The organism is Phocaeicola sp. HCN-40430 (assembly GCF_037890285.1).
Lineage (GTDB): Bacteria > Bacteroidota > Bacteroidia > Bacteroidales > Bacteroidaceae > Phocaeicola > Phocaeicola acetigenes.
The window spans coordinates 67,602-87,089 of sequence record NZ_JBBKBS010000004.1 but is presented as its reverse complement, the minus strand read 5'-3'; the positions used below and the strand labels follow the sequence as shown (position 1 = coordinate 87,089).

Below are 19,488 nucleotides of genomic sequence, written 5' to 3'. Positions count from 1 at the left end.
ATATTTATGAAAAATGGAAGTTGTGAAACTTCCTCTTTTAAAATAGTTTAGTTAAGTCTAGTTTAGTTTTTGTGTTGTGATACTCCTGTTAATAGCGATTAACGGGAGTATCTTTTTTTATTAACACTATTTTCATAAATATATCATTTTTATTCAAGACAACAACTTCAGTACTTAAAAGAGTGCTTACATACAACCGTCGCAAATATTCCCATACTAATCTTTATGAACCAACTCCATTTTATATTGTTATACCTACAAACTTTTAATTGATAAATGATGGAACAATTACATGCACACGAGGTCCTTCACATGATGGAAGGAAACAGCTACTCTGAAGCCAGCTTAAAAGAAGCTATTATCCGTAAGTTTGGAGCGGAACAGCGTTTTTATACTTGTTCTGCCAGCGACATGAACGCTGAAGAACTGATTGTCTTTCTGAAGCAGAAAGGTAAATTCATGCCTACAGAAACCGGATTTACGGTCGATATTACCAAGAAATGCGACCACAAATAACTTGTGTCTTCCATACATTCCAATAAAATCAGTTTTATTTCGTAACTTTGGCGCAGTATTATAAAAACAGAACTCATCATGGAAATAACCAGTGCCGAATTTAAAATTAGCAGTTCACGGGCTGACATGTGTCCACAGGGGAACTTACCGGAGTACGCATTCATAGGACGTTCGAATGTAGGAAAGTCAAGCCTCATCAATATGCTGACAAAGCGTCCTAAACTGGCAATGACCTCGTCTACCCCAGGAAAAACTTTGCTGATTAATCATTTCTTAATCAACAAAGAATGGTATCTGGTAGACCTGCCGGGATATGGATATGCCCAGCGTGGTAAAAAAATGATGGAGAAGATTCAGAAACTGATAGAATATTATGTGCTGGAGCGTGAACAGATGACTTGTCTGTTTGTATTGCTGGACAGCCGTCTGGAACCACAGAAAATAGACCTTGAGTTTATGGAATGGCTAGGAGAAAACGGAGTTCCGTTTGCTATTATCTTTACAAAAGCCGACAAGCAGAGTATAGCAAAAACGCGTTCCAACGTCAACCGCTATCTCAATAAGCTAAAAGAACAATGGGAAGAATTGCCTCCTCATTTCGTATCTTCGTCGGAAAACAAAACCGGACGCAAGGAGATATTAGATTATATCGACAGCATCAATCAGTCTATACACAACATCGAATCAATGTAACCGCATCTGGCAACAGACACTTAGGGGTATTCAGTAAATACCCCTACTATAGCATAAACTACTCCCAGGATACTGCTGTCAGTTATTGAATCGGCAGCTGCCAATCCCGGGGTATTAGTCAACAATCCTGCTATCTGTTCCACCAGACCAGGCGTATCAATATCAAACAAATATTTCAGCCCTGCTCCGGTCAGACAGACCGAAGCCACAATCAGACAATCTTCCTATATTTCTTTGACATATTCACACCTTCGGAACTTGTTTTCAAAATCTAGGCACCCGGACGTTTACCTTCCCTGCGTTCCTGTTCCACATGGTCAAGCATAGCCTTTATCTTGCCACAAAACGAATGAATCGAATCTATTTTCTCGGAAGTAACCCAAACACTGTCCCGCTGTATCAGGCTATTAATCTTTCCAACAGCATAATTATCGGCTATAGAATCAACCAACTCACGATACTCTTCCTTGGACATCCAACAGGATTTCCATTCGTCAGTTTCATGCGCCTGAGAGAAACTCCATGCGTTACCCATCATCGACAAAGCACAAAATCCTAAACAACAAGTCAAAAGCAAGTTCTTTTTCATATTATAAAGTTTTTTAGTTTTCATTCTGCTATAATATCACATTGTGCAGTTCCTCCGTAATATGACGGTGTTTTCTTTTGCCTATCCAAGTGCCACTCTCTTCCGTAGCATATAGTCCTAAGAGTCACTTTACTAAAATACAATATTTTTTTATAAATTGCAACTTTTTTCAAAAAATAACCTTCCTTCATTCCATATTTTTCCTATGCCCTATCATACAAAACAAAGTGCTGGGAAAAGAGAATTATCTACATCACATATTAAAGACTTTTTCCAAGAGCAAGCACATATAGAAAAATCCTCTTCTCACGATTAAAGATAATACGTGAGAAGAGGATTTCTTTATGGATAGTATCCGGATACAGAAACAATCTTTATCCGACGACGTCGAATATAAAGCCGACGACGCTGTTTTTATAGCCGACAACGCTGGCTGTAAAGCCGACGACGAGGATTATACCACACTGCCTGTATGACACCGGAATGATTTTAGAACAACATACAAACTTCGGCTTTGCTCACTTTAATCAAGTCGGCCGGTGTAATCTTTACCTGTAATCCGCGTACACCTGCACTGACATAGATAAAGGGAAAGTCCTGACAGGTTGCATGGATGTAAGTAGGAAAATGCTTCTTCATCCCGATAGGAGAACATCCGCCACGAATATAACCCGTAATCGGAAGCAGTTCTTTCATAGGAATCAAATCGCACTTCTTGTTGCCCGATACTTTGGCGGCCATCTTCAAATCGATTTCATGCTCTCCGGGAATCACACATACAAAATATCCCGATTTATCGCCATGCAAGACCAGTGTCTTGAATACCTGCTCTATATTCTCGCCCAAAGTAGCTGCCACGTGAATACAGCTCAAATCATTCTCGTCTACTTCATAGGGCACCAGCTCGTAAGCAATTTTATCTTTATCCAACAAACGGGCTGCATTTGTCTTTGCTATTTTTTCTTTTGCCATAATTACATTCCCAATTCTTCTTTAATAAATTCAGGTGTATATCCTTTGTCACAGCAGGCCACTTCTTCCGGTGTACCACACGACAAGAGCTGGCCGCCTCCTTTTCCTCCTTCAGGCCCCATATCAATGATATAATCGGCCATCTTGATGACATCCAGATTGTGTTCGATGACAATTACCGTATTGCCCTTATCCACCAGACGGTTCAGTACGGTCATCAACACACGAATGTCTTCGAAATGAAGTCCCGTAGTAGGTTCGTCGAGAATATACAAGGTCTTTCCCGTATCGCGTTTGGAAAGTTCCGTAGCCAGTTTTACACGCTGGCTTTCTCCTCCCGAAAGTGTGGTAGACGGCTGTCCCAACCGGACATATCCCAAACCAACCTCTTGCAGTACTTTAATCTTGTTCAATACCTGCGGTACATTTTCAAAGAACTCTACAGCCCGGTTGATGGTCATATCCAAAATATCGGCAATCGATTTTCCCTTGTAGCGTACTTCCAGTGTTTCTCTGTTATAACGCTTGCCGTGACACACCTCGCAAGGCACCAGCACATCCGGCAGGAAGTTCATTTCGATGGTCTTGTATCCATTTCCGCCACATGCCTCACAGCGTCCTCCCGATACATTGAAGGAGAAACGTCCCGGTTTGTATCCTCTGATCTTGGCTTCCGGCAGACCTACAAACAGATTGCGGATGTCGGAGAATACCCCCGTATAAGTAGCCGGATTGGAACGCGGAGTACGTCCTAAAGGAGACTGGTCTACATTGACAACCTTGTCTATATACTCCAAGCCTTCTATACTTCCATACGGCAACGGATCCTGTAAAGAGCGGTAGAAATGCTGGGAAAGAATAGGCTGCAAGGTATCGTTTATTAAAGTAGATTTTCCACTACCCGATACACCGGTCACACAAATCAGTTTGCCAAGCGGAAACTCTACATCTACATTCTTCAGATTGTTACCGCAGGCTCCACGCAGCCAGATTGATTTTCCGTTTCCTTCTCTGCGATGTTCCGGCACCTCTATCTGCATTTTTCCGTTGAGGTATTGCGAAGTCAGTGTATCGGTACGCAACATTTCCTCGGGTGTACCTGCAAAGACGACCTCTCCTCCCAGTCTGCCGGCTTTCGGTCCCATGTCTACGATATAATCTGAAGCCAGCATCATATCTTTATCATGCTCTACTACAACGACAGAGTTACCCAAGTCTCTCAATTCTTTCAGCGAGTTTATCAGACGCAAGTTATCGCGCTGATGCAGACCGATACTGGGCTCGTCGAGGATATAAAGCACATTGACCAGCTGAGAACCAATTTGTGTAGCCAGACGGATACGCTGGCTTTCTCCTCCCGACAGGCTGACCGACGAACGGTTGAGGGACAGATAATCCAGTCCTACATCGAGCAGGAACTTCAGACGCGTACGGATTTCCTTCAAGATTTCAGCTGCAATAATCTGCTGCTTACTCTCCAGATGAGCATCTACCTGCATCAGCCATTCGTACAGTTCGCTGATGTCCATCGTTGCGAGCTGATAAATGTTTTTATCGTGAATACGGAAATAGAGCGCTTCCTTGTTCAGGCGTGCACCCTTACATTCCGGACAAACGTCTGTCTTTGCAAACTGGTCGGCCCACTTCTGTGCGGTAGCCGATGCATCTTTGTCCTGCATCAGCTGAATGTATTTCACAATTCCATCGTATGTCACAAAATAATCGGACGATGTATGGATGAGGCTGCTTTTTATTTTCAGACGCTCATCGGAGCCGTACAAGATATCATTGATGGCATCTTCGGGCAATTCGGCTACCGGAGTTTTCAGGGTTGCATCGTACTTCTCCAGCAAAGCCTCCAGCTGCCAGAATATCATGGCATTCTTATATTTCCCTAAAGGTGCCACTGCCCCTTCGTATACAGACAATGAGCGGTCGGGAATGACTTTGTCGACATCAATCAGATTGACATACCCCAGTCCCTTGCATCGCGGACAAGCTCCTTGAGGTGAATTGAAAGAAAAGTTGTGAGGTGCCGGTTCTTTGTAAGAAAGTCCTGTAACCGGACACATCAGGCGTTTGCTGTAATGGCGTACACTTTCTGTCTGCGCATCCAGAATCATCAAGAGCCCGTCGCCTTGCTGCATGGCTGTTGCCACACTCTGACGGAGGCGTTTGTCTTCTTTGTCTGTAACAATGGTTTTATCGATTACAACCTCGATGTTGTGATTCTTATAACGGTCCAGCTTCATTCCGTGTACTATCTCACGGACCTCTCCGTCTACCCGCACATACAGATAACCTTTCTTGCGAATCTGCTCGAAAAGTTCCTTGTAATGTCCCTTACGGGTTCTCACCAGAGGAGCCAGTACAAAAATGCGCTTTCCTTTGTAATCGCGGTAAATCAGTTCGATAATCTGCTCTTCCGTATATTTCACCATCTTCTCACCGGAAAGATAAGAATAGGCCGTTCCGGCACGTGCAAACAGCAGTCGCAGGTAATCGTATATTTCGGTAGTAGTACCTACCGTAGAACGTGGATTCTTGTTTGTTGTCTTTTGCTCTATCGAAATAACCGGGCTCAGTCCGGTAATCTTGTCTACATCCGGACGCTCCATTCCGCCCAGAAAATTTCGGGCATACGCAGAAAAAGTTTCGATGTACCGCCGCTGTCCTTCCGCAAAAATCGTATCAAAAGCCAACGACGATTTTCCGCTGCCACTCAAGCCTGTAATCACTGTCAGGCTGTCACGCGGTATCTCTACATCTATGTCCTTTAAATTGTGTACGCGCGCTCCATACACGCTTATCGTTTCTTTTCCTTCTGTCATATCCTTAAAATAGATGATATCCTTGCAAAGATAAGTCTTTTTTTTGTACTTTTGTCTTTCAACAAATACTAAGTCCAAAATGAAATTTATTCATACAATTTGTTTTTCTCTGGCTTTATCTTTAGGCAGTCTTAATCTGCCTGTGCAGGCTCAAAGCAGCAACGGGTACTTTTTGCACACTGTGACGAAAGGACAAAGTTTATATTCCATTGCCAGCATGTACAATGTATCTACCCAAGACATCATACAGCTGAACCCTGGCAGTGACGCCCGCATACGTGCCGGAGAAGTGCTGAAAATACCTCAAACTCAGTCATCCAACAAGAGCAATAAAACATTTCATACCATACAGGCTGGTGAAACATTGTATCAACTGACTGTGAAGTATAATGTAACTGCTCAGGCTATCTGTGCAGCCAATCCCGGACTGAGTGCCAGCAATTTCCGTATCGGACAAGTAATATCTATTCCCATGCAGGAAGAAAGCCAGCCTGCTGTAGCGGCAACGCACACACCGGCACCGGAAGTACGGAAAAACGACTGGAGAGACATGCACAAAGTGCAGCGTAAAGAAACAATCTACAGCATCAGCCGCATGTATGGAATCACAGAGGAAGAGCTGATAGAGGCAAATCCGGAGCTGAGAAACGGAAAGCTGAAAAAGGGACGTTTTCTGTTTATTCCTTATCCGAAACAGACTGCTACAGGGAATACTGTATCTCAGCCGTCTAATGCTCCAACCAATGAAGAGCTTTTCAATGAAAGTAAGGCAGGCCGTAAGTCTATCAAGACCATCAAAGCGGCTGTTATGCTTCCACTGAAGTTGAGCTCTTCCACCTCACAGGCAGAACAGTCACGAATTACAGAGTTTTACGAAGGATTCCTGATTGCTGTAGACAGTTTGAAGAAGCAGGGAGTATCTATGGATATCTATACATTCGATACAAATGGAACCACTTCCACCATCAACTCCATCTTGTCACAGAAAACAATGGAGGATATGGATATTATCTTCGGAGTTGCCAGTGGAGAAACAATCAAGCCATTGGCTCAGTTTGCAGAAAAGCATCAGATCCGTCTGGTGATTCCATTTACTCCTAAAGTGGATCAAGTTTTCAATAACCCGATGATTTATCAGGTGAATACACCTCAGTCTTATCTTTATTCTGAAGTATACGAACACTTCCTCCGTAAGTTCAAGAACAATAACGTGATTTTCCTTGACGACGGAAGCGGAGATCGGGAAAAAGCGGAATTCATCAAAGGACTGAAAGCGGAGCTAAAAGACAACAAAGTCAAGTTTACTCAACTGCAGTTGGGCAACGAAATAGATCCTAATAAAGTAATTGCCGCAATGGATACTACGGCACAAACAATCTTTATCCCTACTTCGGGTAAGAATACAGCATTGACCAGACTGTTGCCTCACCTCAGCATGGTACGTCGTGAGCATCCGCATTTCGATATGCACTTGTTTGGCTATCCGGAATGGCAAACTTACACCCAGGATCACTTGGCAAGTTTCTATGAACTGGATACTTACTTCTATTCTTCGTTCTATACAAACAATCTGTTCCCGGCAGCAATCAACTTTACACAGACATACCGCCACTGGTACAGTAAAGATATGTCGAATACCTTCCCCAAATATGGTATGCTGGGATTCGACATCGGCTACTTCTTCATGAAGGGACTGGCTCAGGAAGGAAATGAACTGGAAAGCAATCTGAACAGAATAGAGGTAGTCCCCATACAGACCGGATTCAAATTTGAACGAGTAAACAATTGGGGCGGCTTCATCAACCGTAAAGTATTCTTTGTTCACTTCACAAAAGACTATGAACTGATTAAACTCGACTTTGAATAACATGAGAAAACAATTTATTATTGCCTTGATAGGCCTGGCAGGCAGTTTAACCAGTTTGCCACTGCATGCACAGCTTCAAGACGAACGAAGCAATTTCTCTATTGGTGTCAATGGAGGAGTGAACCTCAGCTCTGTCAGCTTCGACCCAAGTATTCCCCAAAAGTCAATGATTACTCCTTCTTTTGGAGTAACCGCACGATACATCTCTGAGAAATACTTCAAGATGATTTGCGGATTGCAGGCCGAACTGAACTTCTCACAAAGAGGATGGACAGAGAAGATTGAAGATGAAAGCGGAGATACTTATATGCGCAAGATGAACTATGTGGAAATTCCCTTGCTGGCTCATCTGGCTTTTGGAAAGGATAAAGGAAATGGAGCACGTTTCATCTTGAACTTAGGACCACAGATTGGCTTCCTCCTCAGCGAAAAGGAAACTTACAGTACATCCTGGCATCCTGAAATGCGTCCTGACGGATGGGGAAACGAATACGGGAAAAAAGCAGAAGTAAAATTCGATTATGGAATTGTAGGTGGTGCAGGTGCAGAAATACGCACCGGAATTGGTAATTTTCTTATAGAAGCCCGCTATTACTTTGGACTTAGTGACTTTTATCACAGTACTAAAAAAGATCCGTTCAGTCGCTCCGCACACTCTTATATCGGAGGAAGAGTAACGTATCTTTTCGACTTAAAGAAATAAATAACAAGACTATTATCATTATGAAACTTATATCCTGGAATGTAAACGGACTGCGTGCATGTTGCGACAAAGGGTTCCGTGAAATATTCAACGAACTGAATGCCGACTTCTTCTGTCTGCAGGAAACAAAAATGCAAGAGGGACAACTCGACTTAGCTTTCGAGGGTTATAATTCTTATTGGAACTATGCCGAAAAGAAAGGATATTCGGGAACAGCTATTTTTACTCGTCATCAACCGCTGTCCGTCAGTTATGGCTTAGGAATTGATGAACACGACCATGAAGGACGTGTCATCACTCTTGAAATGCCTGAATTCTATCTGGTGACTGTATATACGCCCAACTCTCAGGATGGCTTAAAGAGACTGGACTATAGAATGACATGGGAAGACGATTTCCGTCAGTATCTGAAAAGTCTTGATGAGAAGAAACCTGTATTGGTTTGCGGCGACTTGAATGTGGCTCATAAAGAGATTGATTTGAAAAATCCCAAGACCAACCGTATGAATGCCGGATTTACCGATCAGGAACGGGAGAAGTTCCAAACCTTATTGGACAGTGGATTTATTGATACATTCCGCCATTTCTATCCTACACAGGAGAGTATCTATTCCTGGTGGTCGTACCGTTTTAAGGCGCGCGAAAAGAATGCAGGGTGGCGTATTGATTACTTCCTTGCCTCAGCACGATTGGCAGACAAACTGGAAGGAGCCAAGATTCATACAGAGATTTACGGTTCCGACCATTGTCCGGTAGAAGTAACCGTCAATTTTTAATCAATGAAGAATAGTGGATTTACCCTAAAGAAACGCCTGAAAAGCTTCCGTTATGCTTTTAAAGGCGTTTTTCTTCTTTTACGCTATGAGCATAATGCATGGATACATGCAAGCGTAGCTTTATGTGTAATTGTAGCCGGAAGCCTCATCGGGTTGTCTTCTACAGAATGGCTGTTTATAGTCGTAGCCATTGGTACAGTACTGGCCGCCGAAGCCATCAATTCTTCCATAGAGGCGTTATCGGACTTGGTTTCTCCGGAATACAACGAAGCCATCAAACGCACAAAAGATCTGGCAGCAGGAGCTGTTTTAATCTTATCCATCGCTGCTGCTATCACAGGACTGATTATATTTTTACCGAAACTCACCCTCTTATGAAAAAAACAGCCCTCCTGCTTCTTCTGATACTGTCTACAGAAATATTACAAGCTCAAACGATAGAAGTAAGCTCACAGAGAAAAGCTATACGGACTTCGGGCGATATAGGAGCCGCACTCCTGCCTGTAGCCGGGCTGACTGCTGTGCTGATAGAAAAAGACTGGCAAGGTCTTAAACAAGGTGCATTGGCAGGAATCACCACGATAGGAATCACGTACGCACTGAAATATGCCGTTCATAAAGAGCGTCCGGATCATAGCGACAACCATTCTTTCCCTTCAATGCATACTTCCACTTCTTTTGCAGCAGCCACTTTTATTCAGCGCAGATACGGGTGGAAATGGGGACTTCCTTCCTATATTGTATCGACTTATGTAGGATGGAGCCGTGTATATGGGAAAAAGCACGACTGGTGGGACGTGGCTGCAGGAGCTGTTATCGGCGCCGGAAGTTCATACCTCTTTACACGCCCTTTTGCACAAAAGCATAACCTCGTAATATCGCCCACAGCAGGAAACGGCTGCTATGGCTTTTATACTTCACTCACATTCTGACAGAATCCTTTGTCTATCCTCAACCTGCAATCAATAAAAAGGGATATGTCCACATCATGCAGACATATCCCTTTTTTGATATTCCTTGAGTATCTTTATTAATATGCACGAGCAAACAATACACGGCGAGCAGATGGTTTACCTGTAACCATATCCACACCCGGAGTAAGGCTTTCTTCGTCTGCATCGAAAGGCAGACAGCGGATAGTAGCCTTTGTTTCTTCCTTGATACGTTCTTCGGTTTCGGTAGTTCCATCCCAGTGAGCCAAGATAAAGCCACCTTTCTCAATCTGTTCTTTAAATTCATCGTAAGTATCCACTTTCACGATGTGTTCGTTACGATACTTCAGAGCCTTCTGATAAATGTTAGCCTGAATTTCTTCCAACAGATTCTTCACATATTCTTCAATTCCGTCGCAAGTACGTGTTTCTTTCTCCAGTGTATCACGACGCATTACTTCCATTGTATTGTTTTCCAGGTCACGACCACCCATAACAAGACGTACAGGTACACCCTTCAACTCATAGTCGGCAAATTTAAATCCCGGACGTTTGTTGTCTGCATTGTCGTACTTCACAGAAATACCCATTGCACGCAAGTTGTTGACAATACCTTCTACCTTCGCATCAATCTGCTTCAACTGTTCATCGTTCTTGTAAATAGGAACAATTACTACCTGTATCGGAGCCAGGTGCGGAGGAAGTACCAAACCATTGTCATCAGAGTGAGTCATAATCAGAGCTCCCATCAAACGGGTAGATACACCCCATGAAGTAGCCCATACATAATCCAGTTTATTATTTTTGTCAACAAACTGTACATTGAAAGCCTTTGCAAAGTTCTGTCCCAAGAAATGAGAAGTACCACACTGCAATGCTTTACCGTCCTGCATCAAACCTTCGATGGTATATGTATCCAATGCACCGGCAAAACGTTCGTTAGCCGATTTCACACCTTTCACAACAGGAACAGCCATGTATTTTTCTGCAAAATCGCCATACACATGCAACATCTTCTGCGCTTCAGCTTCAGCTTCTTCGCGAGTAGCATGTGCTGTATGTCCTTCCTGCCACAAGAATTCGGCTGTACGCAAGAACAGACGGGTACGCATTTCCCAACGCATTACGTTAGCCCACTGGTTACACAGGATAGGCAGATCACGATATGAGTTAATCCAGTTCTTATATGTACTCCAGATAATGGTTTCAGAAGTAGGACGAATAATCAACTCTTCTTCCAACTTTGCCGCAGGGTCTACAATCACACCCGAACCATCTTCTGCATTTTTCAAACGATAATGAGTTACTACGGCACACTCTTTAGCAAAGCCTTCTACATGTTCAGCTTCACGACTCAAATATGATTTCGGAATCAACAGAGGGAAATAAGCATTGACATGGCCAGTTGCCTTAAACATATCATCCAATATACGCTGCATTTTTTCCCAAATAGCATATCCGTAAGGCTTGATAACCATACAGCCACGTACCGGTGACTGTTCTGCCAAATCAGCCTTTACCACCAAATCATTATACCATTGTGAATAGTTTTCACTTCTTTTGGTAAGATCTTTCAATTCTTTTGCCATAGTTATAATGTTATATTTATCTTAAGCTTATTTTTTGAGGATACAAAAGTAGTAAAAAAGACTTGGATAGAGAGCAACTTCCTTAAAAAAGTACTATCCGGTCCATCCTTTTTTACTTCTGATAATCATAATACCACCAATAGGTGTCGCCAAATTCCCGGCGCATCCTATTCTCTTCCTCTACAGGAGAAGCAAAATCCTTCTGCCGGGTCTTATAAGCATCGAATCTCTGAACTATTGTACTGTCTGTAGCCAAACAAGTATATTCCGGATGAGTACTCTGATACATCACCAAAGCTTCCTGATAATAACGGGGAATGCGTGTATTCTCCTCATAAAATTCACACATGGCACCAGCAAAGTCCTTCAGTTTCTTATCCAACAGCAAGGCCGACAAATAGTAATCCAAAGATGTATATTTCCCTATCTCCCTATCACATATATGCTGCAAAAAGAGAAGTTTGCTTTCGTTCTCGTATGGCCGTGCTCCCAGATAATGATAAATGGAATCATTGGTATAACGCAAGTCATGCAACGAATCACCGGAAAAGAACAATCCCTCCGATTTATAATACTGGGGATATGCAAAAAGCCGGTCACCCATCTGTCCGACATGAGCCAATGCATAAGCTCTGAGGGCCGTCAGCGTACGTGTTGCTTCCAACGAACGCTCTCCTACCTTCAACGCATCTTCATACTTTTTGGCACGCAAACAGCGCTCTACTGCCAATTCATGATGAAAATTACGGTCGGAATTTCCAATTCCAACAGTCATAAGAGCCCATACCAGCAAAATGATCAGATTACTATTCATCAGAGTCATAAAGGAATATTCTTTATTCAGTTGTACTCTGAAAATACGGCGCAGGGAATAGGCAGTACCAATAAATACCAAAAGTATCAGTGGTAACAACCACAGCCAATAGCCTCGATAAGAATCCATGTATATGTCTCTGCTTATATCTGTCAAGGCGCCCAATATAAGAAAAGAAGGGAAATAAGCTACAGAACGCACTATACCTTTCAAACCCAACAAACTGTTCACTCCCCACCGCAACAGAATCAAGATGAATGTAATCACCACCGCACTTGCCATAGGAGCAAAGTGGGTTTTTCCATGAGCCAGGGAAAAATGAACAGCCTCCAGAATATCGCGCTGGAAGACATACAAATAAACAAAGCTAAAGACAGAAAAAAGAAGACCGCACACTACGGTTTGTATGCGGGCGGCCTTCTCGTACGGTAGAATATATTTACTCATATAAATCACACTTTCACTCGTTTAAGGACGACAGCCGAACGTGCCGGAACGTATAGTTTAAGCCATTCTTTTCTCTCTTTGGCATACAACGGATCGGCACAAGTAAAGTGAGGTACTGTATCGTCGGCGAAACCAAAGCCACCGAATCGTTTGTCGTCTGTATTCAATACTACCCGGTATTCACCACGCGGTACAAGGAATCCATAGTCGGTAAACGAACGAGTAGGATTGAAATTAAACACAAAAATCAAATCTTTACGGCGGAAAGCCAAAATCTGGTCATCGTCATTGTGCCATATTTCTACGACATCCGTCTTCTGGATATTTCTCACACTCTCCAACAGATGTACCATAGCCTCATCGAAATCGCCCAGATAATGATAGCACAACTCTTTATTGTCTACCAGATTCCACTGGCGGCGCGCATATTTATGAGACCATCCGTTTCCTTCACGCGGGAAATCAATCCATTCCGGATGACCGAATTCATTTCCCATAAAGTTAAGATATCCACCGTTGATCGTAGAAGCCGTAAGCAGACGAATCATCTTATGCAAGGCAATACCACGCTGTACCACTCCATTTTCATCACCTTTCTTGAAATGCCAGTACATATCCGCATCAACCAGACGGAAGATAATAGTCTTATCGCCCACCAAAGCCTGGTCGTGGCTCTCGCAATAAGAAATAGTCTTTTCATCACTCCGTCGGTTTGTTACCTCCCAGAACAGACTTGAAGGCTTCCAGTCTTCATCACGACGCTCTTTTATAATCTTAATCCAGTAATCAGGAATATTCATGGCCATACGATAATCGAAACCATATCCGCCATCGGCAAAAGGAGCAGCCAGTCCAGGCATTCCCGATACTTCTTCGGCAATTGTGATGGCACGAGGATTTACCTGATGAATCAACTTGTTGGCCAAAGTAAGATAACAAATCGCATTGTCGTCCTGCGAACCATTGAAATAATCACCATAATTGCAGAATGCTTCACCCAGTCCGTGACTGTAATACAACATGGAAGTAACTCCATCGAAACGGAATCCGTCGAAATGGAATTCCTCCAGCCAATACTTGCAGTTGGACAACAAGAAATGAATCACCTCATTCTTTCCATAATCAAAGCAAAGTGAATCCCATGCCGGATGTTCTCTGCGGTCGCCCTGATAGAAATACTGACAAGGATCTCCGGCAAAGTTACCCAAACCTTCCAGTTCGTTCTTCACAGCGTGCGAATGTACAATATCCATAATCACAGCAATACCCATCTGGTGTGCTGTATCAATCAGCAATTTCAGTTCTTCCGGTGTACCAAAACGAGAAGAAGGAGCAAAGAAACTGGATACATGATAACCAAAGCTACCATAATAAGGATGCTCCTGTATAGCCATTATCTGAATACAGTTGTATCCGTCTTTTGCTATTCGGGGAAGAATATTTTCTCTGAACTCATTATAAGAACCCACCTTCTCTGCATCTTGTGCCATACCGATATGGCATTCGTATATCATCAGAGGAGAAACATTAGGCACAAAAACCTTTTTCTTAAACTTATAAGGCTTCTCGGGTTCCCATACCTGAGCTGTAAAGATTTTGGTTTGTTCGTCCTGCACCACTCTATTGGCCCATGCCGGAATACGTTCGCCGCAACCACCTTCCCAATACACTTTCAGCTTATAAAAATCGCCATGCTTAATCATGTCGGCCGGCAAGTTTACCTCCCAGTTATTGCTTTTCCGAACTCTTTTCAGTTTAAACTTCGGCTGTTCTTTCCAGTCATTAAAGTCACCAATTAAATAAATGGCCGTTGCATTCGGAGCCCATTCACGGAAGGTCCATCCCTTGTCTGTACGATGCAATCCGAAATACATATATCCGGAAGCAAAATCGGACAGCGTTTTCTTGCCTACAAGTTCTTTTTCCTTGTCGAGAGCATGTTGATGTCTACCTGTAATAGCCTCTTTATAAGGTTCCAACCACGGGTCATTCTTGATGATGTTTAATACTTTATCCATAGCAGTAGTTTATTTTAGTTTACACGAACTTTTATTACAATCTTTTTTACTCCTTTTTCCGTTATGGCCGGTGCATGTGCATCTTCGGGGAAAAAGACAGCAAACATACCCGGTTTCAGCAGAAAATAATCAGCGGCCGGAGTATCATAAAAAGTAATGTCACGGTCTGCCTCATATACAGCTTCATCCAGTTCTGCCCGGGGAGCATATCCGATGGTCTCCACATCCGACAAAGGAAGCTGTATATCTATGAAACAGTTGTGAGTTTCCAATTTGGCATCTTCTTTCCGCTTGGGAGTAGTCTGATCGACATTTACATACAAATCATTTTCTTTCAAGACAATACGTCCAGGCTCAAGATTCTGCAACTGAGCAGATTTCAGGAACTCTATAGCCTGAGCAAAAAGCGGATGAAGGGAAAGATATTTCTCTATATTTTCTATTCTATCTATAATCATAGTACACGGTTAAAAGTTTTTACTCTAAATCATCGATTGTCTCGTTGGTGAAATCAGCAAAACGCTTCAACTGACAGAATACATTTGCTATTTCATCCATAAAATCCGGATTGTCGTAAAACGAATCCGGAATACGATAAGACACTGTATAATCCTTACACTTCAGATACGCGGCATAAGGAAAATCCTTCGGAAACCCTTTCGGTACCGTTTTCAGATGTTCCTCCCCTACTACAGGAAAGTACTTCCTGAACTCCGGATCTTCTACAATGGAGCGATATTCATCAATATTGTCGAATACCGACTGACGGACTGCCTTCAGCATTGCAGGAGGCATGCACCAACTTCCCCCTGCCAGCATACAATTACCCGGCTCCAGATGAATATAATACCCACAATGATTGGATTTCTTTCCACGGGCATTGATATATCCGCCTATATGTGTCTTATAAGGAGATTTGTCGGCCGAAAAACGGACGTCTCTATAAATCCGATAAGTACAGTCGCGCGGCTGTACGTGAGCCACAGAATCGTCGAATAAGGAAATGCGTGCAATAACAAGGGCAAGCAGGTCTTCAAAGTCTTTTTGAACAGACAGATAAGTATCCTTATGTGCTTGAAACCACTCACGGTTATTGTTGACTGCCAGTTGTTTCAGAAAGTCCAAGATTCCCTGTATATGCATCATTTTTCTACTATATATTAAGTAACACAAACATACAAATATATTTTGATAAAGCGAAATAAAAGGAAGCATTTTATCGGAATACCCTTCTTTATGAAAGAGTTCTGCATATTCTGTGATACAATTATATGCCATGTTTATGATTTGTATCCTTCTTTATCCGACGTCGCCGGCTGCACAGCCGACGGCGTCAAATACAAAGCCGGCGACACTGATTATGCAATCAACGTCGCCGGCCCAATCATACAGCATAAAACATGCTATTCTTTATCTTGTCTCGTTACCGTTTATTTCTGTTCGCTCAACAAACGTCCGGAGCGATATACACATTTCCGTATCAACTTGCCAGTAGCATCTTTTTCAAGGAAATCACCGTCTTTCAGACCATTCTTAAAGTTTCCTTCAAAACGTGTACCGTTCTTGGTGACAAGTACTCCCGCTCCATTCTCTTTTCCTTTAGAGAAATTGCCGGTGTATACTGAACCATCTTGAGTACGCAACACTCCTTTTCCTTCTGCCAGATCGTTTTTCCACTCACCTTCGTACTCATCGCCATTTCCCCATTTATAATGTCCTTTTCCCGAACGCTGGTTCTTTTTCCAGGAGCCTTCGTATATAGCTCCATTCGACCAGGTAAATGTACCGATGCCTTCTCTCCAGCCATTGCGGAACTGACCTACATACTTATCGCCATTAGGATAGGTATATACACCCTGTCCGGTGCGCTCTCCCTCCACATAATCGCCTTCGTAGCGTTCGCCGTTCTGGAAATAATAAACACCTTTTCCATCTTGCACATCATCGCTCCAGTCGCCTACATATTTATCACCATTCGTATAATAGAACGTACCTTTTCCTTCACGATACCCGTTTTTCCATTCTCCATCGTAACTCGAGCCGTCTTCCCAGGTCATTACTCCCTTTCCGTCTTTCAGGTCTTCCTTCCACTCTCCTTCGTACTTCGCTCCTCCCTTCCAGGTATATACACCCTGTCCGTTTCGCTTGTCCCGATGCCATACTCCCACATATACATCGCCATTATAATAAGACATGGTTCCCTCTCCTTCCTGAGTATCGGCATACCACATTCCTTCATAGCGATTATTGTTCATGAAGTAGAAAGTTCCTCTTCCGTGACGCTGGTCCTGAAACCATTGTCCTACGTATTTTTTTCCATCGGCAGAGATCCAGGTTCCTTCTCCTTCCCGTTTCCCCTTTACGTATTCGCCTTCGTAAATATCTCCGTTCTTATAAACGGTACGGCCTTTTCCATTGGGACGGCGGCCTTTCAGCTCACCGGTATATTCCGAACCATCCTTAAACTGATAATAACCTAATGACAATTGGGCAAACGACGACACATTTCCCCACATCATGAAAGCGAACAACAAATAAATATATTTACGCATGCTTGATATTCTTCTGTTTTTAAAATGAAATGATAGCCAAAAATAAGATTTTAAAAAGATACCATTCCCATATCATTACACTTTTTTACCTGCAACCACCTCTATTAAGTTTTCTTTGCACAAATACTTTTCGGCAAGCTGTCTGATTTCATCGGCGGTCACTTCTCTGATAGCCTTCACCGAACGGTCGAAGAACTGATTGTCTAAGCCCGAAGTTTCAATGAAAATCCATGCATCCGACAAGGAGAAGGCACTTTCATAAGAACGGCACATATCGCCCAACATGTAGTTGCGTACCATATCCAGTTCTTTCTCGTCTACCCGCTCAGTACGCAGGATATCTATTTCCTTATACACTTCGGCAATGAGAGGTTCTACATATTCATTGGCAGCTTCAGTGCTAATAACCAGCACACCTGTATCAGGATAACAGACTACTCCGGCACTGATGCCATAGGTATATCCTTTTTCTTCCCGGATGTTGGACATCAAACGGCTGCCGAAATATCCACCGAACAAAGTAATGAGTACGCGCAACTTCAAATAATCCGGATGCATACGATTCAAAGAGAATCCACCCATCTTGACAGAACCTTGCAGCGCCTCTTCCTTCTCAATGAAAACACGCTTACGGTCGTCGGGGGCCGCAGCAAACTCTCCGTGATGCACTCGTTGGGAAACATCTCCCCATGCAGCATCGCCAAATTGCTGTTCGATGCAACGAACGACCTCTGGAGTTACCTTTCCGGAAACATAAGCCGAACAGTTGGCCGAATGATAGCAGGTCTGATAAAAACGTTTCAGTATCTCAGGAGTTATGCGGTCGTAATCTTCCAACTCGGCATAGCGTCCCAACGGATGCGAGTTGCCGAACAAAGACCGATTCAACTGCTTGCGTGCCAGAACCTCTACCCGCTCCGAGTTGACCAGATACTGCTGCTTGTTGATTTCCGTTACCACTTGAAGTTCTTTCTCCGGAAAAACCGGTTCCTTCACCATAGAAGCCAATATTTCAAGAGTCTGCGGAAAATATTTTACCAGTGAATAGAGGGTGACGAAACCATAATTGACAGAAGATGACAAATCGAGCCACGCGCCATAATAATCGAGTTTCTCCGCTATTTCGGCAGAACTCATACTCGATGTACCTTCGCGCAGCATACGGTTTGTAAACATCGCCTGCAAGGGTTGTTCCTGGTTCCATTGTCCTCCTTGAATCAGCAGGTCGAAGCGTACAACATCCTCACTACCCGCCTGAATAATATTCAGGGGCATACCGTTTCGCATGACATGAAGCTGGGGCTTCTCAATAGAAAAATGGTCTATCTGACAAATCTTCGGGGCTACAGTTCTATCCAGCTTCATCCTATAATTTCTTTATGTGCTTGTAAGAACTGTTCTGCACGAACCAAATCCTGAGGAGTATCGATTCCTATTGTCTCTACCGTAGTGATTCCTACCTTTATCGTATATCCGTTTTCCAGCCATCTGAGCTGTTCAAGCGACTCAGCCAGTTCCAGAGAACTCTGAGGCAAAGCGGTAATTTCTTTCAACACAGCTGCACGGTAAGCATAAAGTCCGATATGCTTGTAATAGGTATGTCCGCTCAACCATTCTATCTTTTCCTTATTCCGCTGATAAGGGATGATGGAACGGCTGAAATACAATGCATTCATATTACGGTTGACTACCACTTTTGGGGAATTGACGTTTTCGAGTGCATCGAATCCGTCTTCCGGAGTAAACGGTTTGACCAAAGTAGCAATCTGGGTTGCATCATCTTCAAAACAAGCTTTAATCGCTTCCAGCTGCGAACGCTGTATAAAAGGTTCGTCGCCTTGTATATTGACAATGACATCGTATCCGCTCCCCACCTTACAGAAGGCCTCATAACAACGGTCGGTTCCGCTCTTATGGTCTACTGATGTCATTACTACTTTTCCACCAAAAGCCTTTACGGCTTCTTCTATCCGAACATCGTCGGTTGCTACATAAGCCTCATCAAGTACACCGACTACTTGTTCGTACACTCTCTGAATAACAGTTTTTCCTCCCAATATGGCCAATGGTTTAGCAGGGAACCGGGTGGAAGCATATCTTGCAGGAATAATTCCAATAAATTTCATTTCTTTATACTCATTATTAATAACACGCAAATTTAAGAAAAAAATATAATTTTGCAGACCAAA

The 19,488-nt window shown here is 43.1% G+C and carries 20 protein-coding genes; 8 read left to right on the top strand and 12 right to left on the bottom strand.

All coding sequences use genetic code 11. From position 1 onward, the window contains the following. Nucleotides 1-279 precede the first annotated feature (279 nt). On the top strand, nucleotides 280-516 hold the full coding sequence (locus tag WKU26_RS02860) for a YecH family metal-binding protein (RefSeq protein WP_178265838.1): 237 nt from the start codon (nucleotides 280-282) through the stop codon (nucleotides 514-516). 78 nt (nucleotides 517-594) lie between these two features. Further along, nucleotides 595-1,209, top strand: coding sequence for a ribosome biogenesis GTP-binding protein YihA/YsxC (gene yihA, locus WKU26_RS02855; protein ID WP_340320831.1), 615 nt, complete (start codon nucleotides 595-597; stop codon nucleotides 1,207-1,209). Nucleotides 1,210-1,229: 20 nt separating this feature from the next. Here the strand turns inward: yihA and WKU26_RS02850 are convergent, their stop codons facing one another. Next, nucleotides 1,230-1,418: a hypothetical protein gene (locus tag WKU26_RS02850; RefSeq protein WP_340320830.1), complete on the bottom strand. Its 189-nt coding sequence runs from the start codon at nucleotides 1,416-1,418 to the stop codon at nucleotides 1,230-1,232. A 62-nt stretch (nucleotides 1,419-1,480) separates the two neighbouring features. Beyond that, entirely contained in the window at nucleotides 1,481-1,798 is a 318-nt protein-coding gene (locus WKU26_RS02845; protein WP_340320829.1) for a hypothetical protein, read from the bottom strand. 344 nt (nucleotides 1,799-2,142) lie between these two features. On the opposite strand from WKU26_RS02845, the gene WKU26_RS02840 reads away from it, so the two are divergent. Next, on the top strand, nucleotides 2,143-2,274 hold the full coding sequence (locus tag WKU26_RS02840; RefSeq protein WP_340320828.1) for a hypothetical protein: 132 nt from the start codon (nucleotides 2,143-2,145) through the stop codon (nucleotides 2,272-2,274). A gap of 13 nt (nucleotides 2,275-2,287) precedes the next feature. Here the strand turns inward: WKU26_RS02840 and ybaK are convergent, their stop codons facing one another. Then, nucleotides 2,288-2,770 (bottom strand): Cys-tRNA(Pro) deacylase, encoded by a 483-nt coding sequence (gene ybaK / locus WKU26_RS02835; RefSeq protein WP_340320827.1) that lies wholly within the window; start codon nucleotides 2,768-2,770, stop codon nucleotides 2,288-2,290. A gap of 2 nt (nucleotides 2,771-2,772) precedes the next feature. Then, the gene (uvrA, locus tag WKU26_RS02830; protein WP_340320826.1) at nucleotides 2,773-5,601 is read right to left on the bottom strand and encodes an excinuclease ABC subunit UvrA; all 2,829 of its coding nucleotides are present in this window, start codon (nucleotides 5,599-5,601) and stop codon (nucleotides 2,773-2,775) included. A gap of 79 nt (nucleotides 5,602-5,680) precedes the next feature. On the opposite strand from uvrA, the gene WKU26_RS02825 reads away from it, so the two are divergent. The 5 genes from WKU26_RS02825 to WKU26_RS02805 are packed head-to-tail and all read left to right on the top strand — an operon-like array spanning nucleotide 5,681 to nucleotide 9,879. Beyond that, nucleotides 5,681-7,468, top strand: coding sequence for a LysM peptidoglycan-binding domain-containing protein (locus tag WKU26_RS02825; protein WP_340320825.1), 1,788 nt, complete (start codon nucleotides 5,681-5,683; stop codon nucleotides 7,466-7,468). Nucleotide 7,469: 1 nt separating this feature from the next. Further along, nucleotides 7,470-8,171: a porin family protein gene (locus WKU26_RS02820; protein WP_340320824.1), complete on the top strand. Its 702-nt coding sequence runs from the start codon at nucleotides 7,470-7,472 to the stop codon at nucleotides 8,169-8,171. Nucleotides 8,172-8,188: 17 nt separating this feature from the next. Continuing rightward, nucleotides 8,189-8,947 carry an exodeoxyribonuclease III gene (locus WKU26_RS02815; RefSeq protein WP_178265872.1) on the top strand — a complete coding sequence of 253 codons (759 nt, stop codon included), beginning with the start codon at nucleotides 8,189-8,191 and terminating at the stop codon, nucleotides 8,945-8,947. Between the two features lie 3 nt (nucleotides 8,948-8,950). Next, complete coding sequence (locus tag WKU26_RS02810; RefSeq protein ID WP_340320823.1) at nucleotides 8,951-9,325, top strand: diacylglycerol kinase family protein; 375 nt, start codon at nucleotides 8,951-8,953, stop codon at nucleotides 9,323-9,325. Then, nucleotides 9,322-9,879 carry a phosphatase PAP2 family protein gene (locus WKU26_RS02805; RefSeq protein WP_269876553.1) on the top strand — a complete coding sequence of 186 codons (558 nt, stop codon included), beginning with the start codon at nucleotides 9,322-9,324 and terminating at the stop codon, nucleotides 9,877-9,879. Before WKU26_RS02810 ends, WKU26_RS02805 begins: the two co-directional genes overlap by 4 nt. A 98-nt stretch (nucleotides 9,880-9,977) precedes the next feature. On the opposite strand, the gene proS is transcribed toward WKU26_RS02805, so the two are convergent. From proS to kdsB, 8 genes are all read right to left on the bottom strand, one after another. Further along, complete coding sequence (gene proS, locus WKU26_RS02800; protein ID WP_340320822.1) at nucleotides 9,978-11,468, bottom strand: proline--tRNA ligase; 1,491 nt, start codon at nucleotides 11,466-11,468, stop codon at nucleotides 9,978-9,980. A gap of 112 nt (nucleotides 11,469-11,580) precedes the next feature. Then, the gene (locus WKU26_RS02795) at nucleotides 11,581-12,729 is read right to left on the bottom strand and encodes a DUF6057 family protein (protein ID WP_340320821.1); all 1,149 of its coding nucleotides are present in this window, start codon (nucleotides 12,727-12,729) and stop codon (nucleotides 11,581-11,583) included. 5 nt (nucleotides 12,730-12,734) lie between these two features. Then, nucleotides 12,735-14,747, bottom strand: a complete 2,013-nt coding sequence (locus WKU26_RS02790) for an alpha amylase C-terminal domain-containing protein (protein ID WP_340320820.1) — start codon at nucleotides 14,745-14,747, stop codon at nucleotides 12,735-12,737. Nucleotides 14,748-14,761: 14 nt separating this feature from the next. Continuing rightward, nucleotides 14,762-15,205, bottom strand: a complete 444-nt coding sequence (locus tag WKU26_RS02785) for a YhcH/YjgK/YiaL family protein (RefSeq protein ID WP_178265850.1) — start codon at nucleotides 15,203-15,205, stop codon at nucleotides 14,762-14,764. A 19-nt stretch (nucleotides 15,206-15,224) separates the two neighbouring features. Next, a complete protein-coding gene (locus tag WKU26_RS02780) occupies nucleotides 15,225-15,890 on the bottom strand; it encodes a DUF2461 domain-containing protein (protein ID WP_178265873.1) in 666 nt (221 codons plus the stop codon). A gap of 287 nt (nucleotides 15,891-16,177) precedes the next feature. Further along, nucleotides 16,178-17,299 (bottom strand): MORN repeat-containing protein, encoded by a 1,122-nt coding sequence (locus WKU26_RS02775; RefSeq protein WP_340320819.1) that lies wholly within the window; start codon nucleotides 17,297-17,299, stop codon nucleotides 16,178-16,180. A 75-nt stretch (nucleotides 17,300-17,374) separates the two neighbouring features. After that, complete coding sequence (locus tag WKU26_RS02770) at nucleotides 17,375-18,664, bottom strand: M16 family metallopeptidase (protein ID WP_340320818.1); 1,290 nt, start codon at nucleotides 18,662-18,664, stop codon at nucleotides 17,375-17,377. After that, nucleotides 18,661-19,425 (bottom strand): 3-deoxy-manno-octulosonate cytidylyltransferase, encoded by a 765-nt coding sequence (gene kdsB / locus WKU26_RS02765; protein ID WP_178265853.1) that lies wholly within the window; start codon nucleotides 19,423-19,425, stop codon nucleotides 18,661-18,663. The genes WKU26_RS02770 and kdsB overlap by 4 nt, the downstream gene beginning before the upstream one ends. Nucleotides 19,426-19,488 lie beyond the last annotated feature (63 nt).

What these genes read in the sequence shown, in the direction of transcription:
- WKU26_RS02860 (WP_178265838.1), top strand. Translation starts at nt 280, where the DNA reads ATGGAACAATTACATGCACACGAGGTCCTTCACATGATGGAAGGAAAC.
- WKU26_RS02785 (WP_178265850.1), bottom strand. Translation starts at nt 15,205, where the DNA reads ATGATTATAGATAGAATAGAAAATATAGAGAAATATCTTTCCCTTCAT.
- WKU26_RS02795 (WP_340320821.1), bottom strand. Translation starts at nt 12,729, where the DNA reads ATGAGTAAATATATTCTACCGTACGAGAAGGCCGCCCGCATACAAACC.
- WKU26_RS02820 (WP_340320824.1), top strand. Translation starts at nt 7,470, where the DNA reads ATGAGAAAACAATTTATTATTGCCTTGATAGGCCTGGCAGGCAGTTTA.
- WKU26_RS02810 (WP_340320823.1), top strand. Translation starts at nt 8,951, where the DNA reads ATGAAGAATAGTGGATTTACCCTAAAGAAACGCCTGAAAAGCTTCCGT.
- kdsB (WP_178265853.1), bottom strand. Translation starts at nt 19,425, where the DNA reads ATGAAATTTATTGGAATTATTCCTGCAAGATATGCTTCCACCCGGTTC.
- WKU26_RS02805 (WP_269876553.1), top strand. Translation starts at nt 9,322, where the DNA reads ATGAAAAAAACAGCCCTCCTGCTTCTTCTGATACTGTCTACAGAAATA.
- WKU26_RS02825 (WP_340320825.1), top strand. Translation starts at nt 5,681, where the DNA reads ATGAAATTTATTCATACAATTTGTTTTTCTCTGGCTTTATCTTTAGGC.
- WKU26_RS02790 (WP_340320820.1), bottom strand. Translation starts at nt 14,747, where the DNA reads ATGGATAAAGTATTAAACATCATCAAGAATGACCCGTGGTTGGAACCT.
- WKU26_RS02845 (WP_340320829.1), bottom strand. Translation starts at nt 1,798, where the DNA reads ATGAAAAAGAACTTGCTTTTGACTTGTTGTTTAGGATTTTGTGCTTTG.
- WKU26_RS02775 (WP_340320819.1), bottom strand. Translation starts at nt 17,299, where the DNA reads ATGCGTAAATATATTTATTTGTTGTTCGCTTTCATGATGTGGGGAAAT.
- WKU26_RS02840 (WP_340320828.1), top strand. Translation starts at nt 2,143, where the DNA reads ATGGATAGTATCCGGATACAGAAACAATCTTTATCCGACGACGTCGAA.
- uvrA (WP_340320826.1), bottom strand. Translation starts at nt 5,601, where the DNA reads ATGACAGAAGGAAAAGAAACGATAAGCGTGTATGGAGCGCGCGTACAC.
- WKU26_RS02770 (WP_340320818.1), bottom strand. Translation starts at nt 18,664, where the DNA reads ATGAAGCTGGATAGAACTGTAGCCCCGAAGATTTGTCAGATAGACCAT.
- yihA (WP_340320831.1), top strand. Translation starts at nt 595, where the DNA reads ATGGAAATAACCAGTGCCGAATTTAAAATTAGCAGTTCACGGGCTGAC.
- ybaK (WP_340320827.1), bottom strand. Translation starts at nt 2,770, where the DNA reads ATGGCAAAAGAAAAAATAGCAAAGACAAATGCAGCCCGTTTGTTGGAT.
- proS (WP_340320822.1), bottom strand. Translation starts at nt 11,468, where the DNA reads ATGGCAAAAGAATTGAAAGATCTTACCAAAAGAAGTGAAAACTATTCA.
- WKU26_RS02780 (WP_178265873.1), bottom strand. Translation starts at nt 15,890, where the DNA reads ATGCATATACAGGGAATCTTGGACTTTCTGAAACAACTGGCAGTCAAC.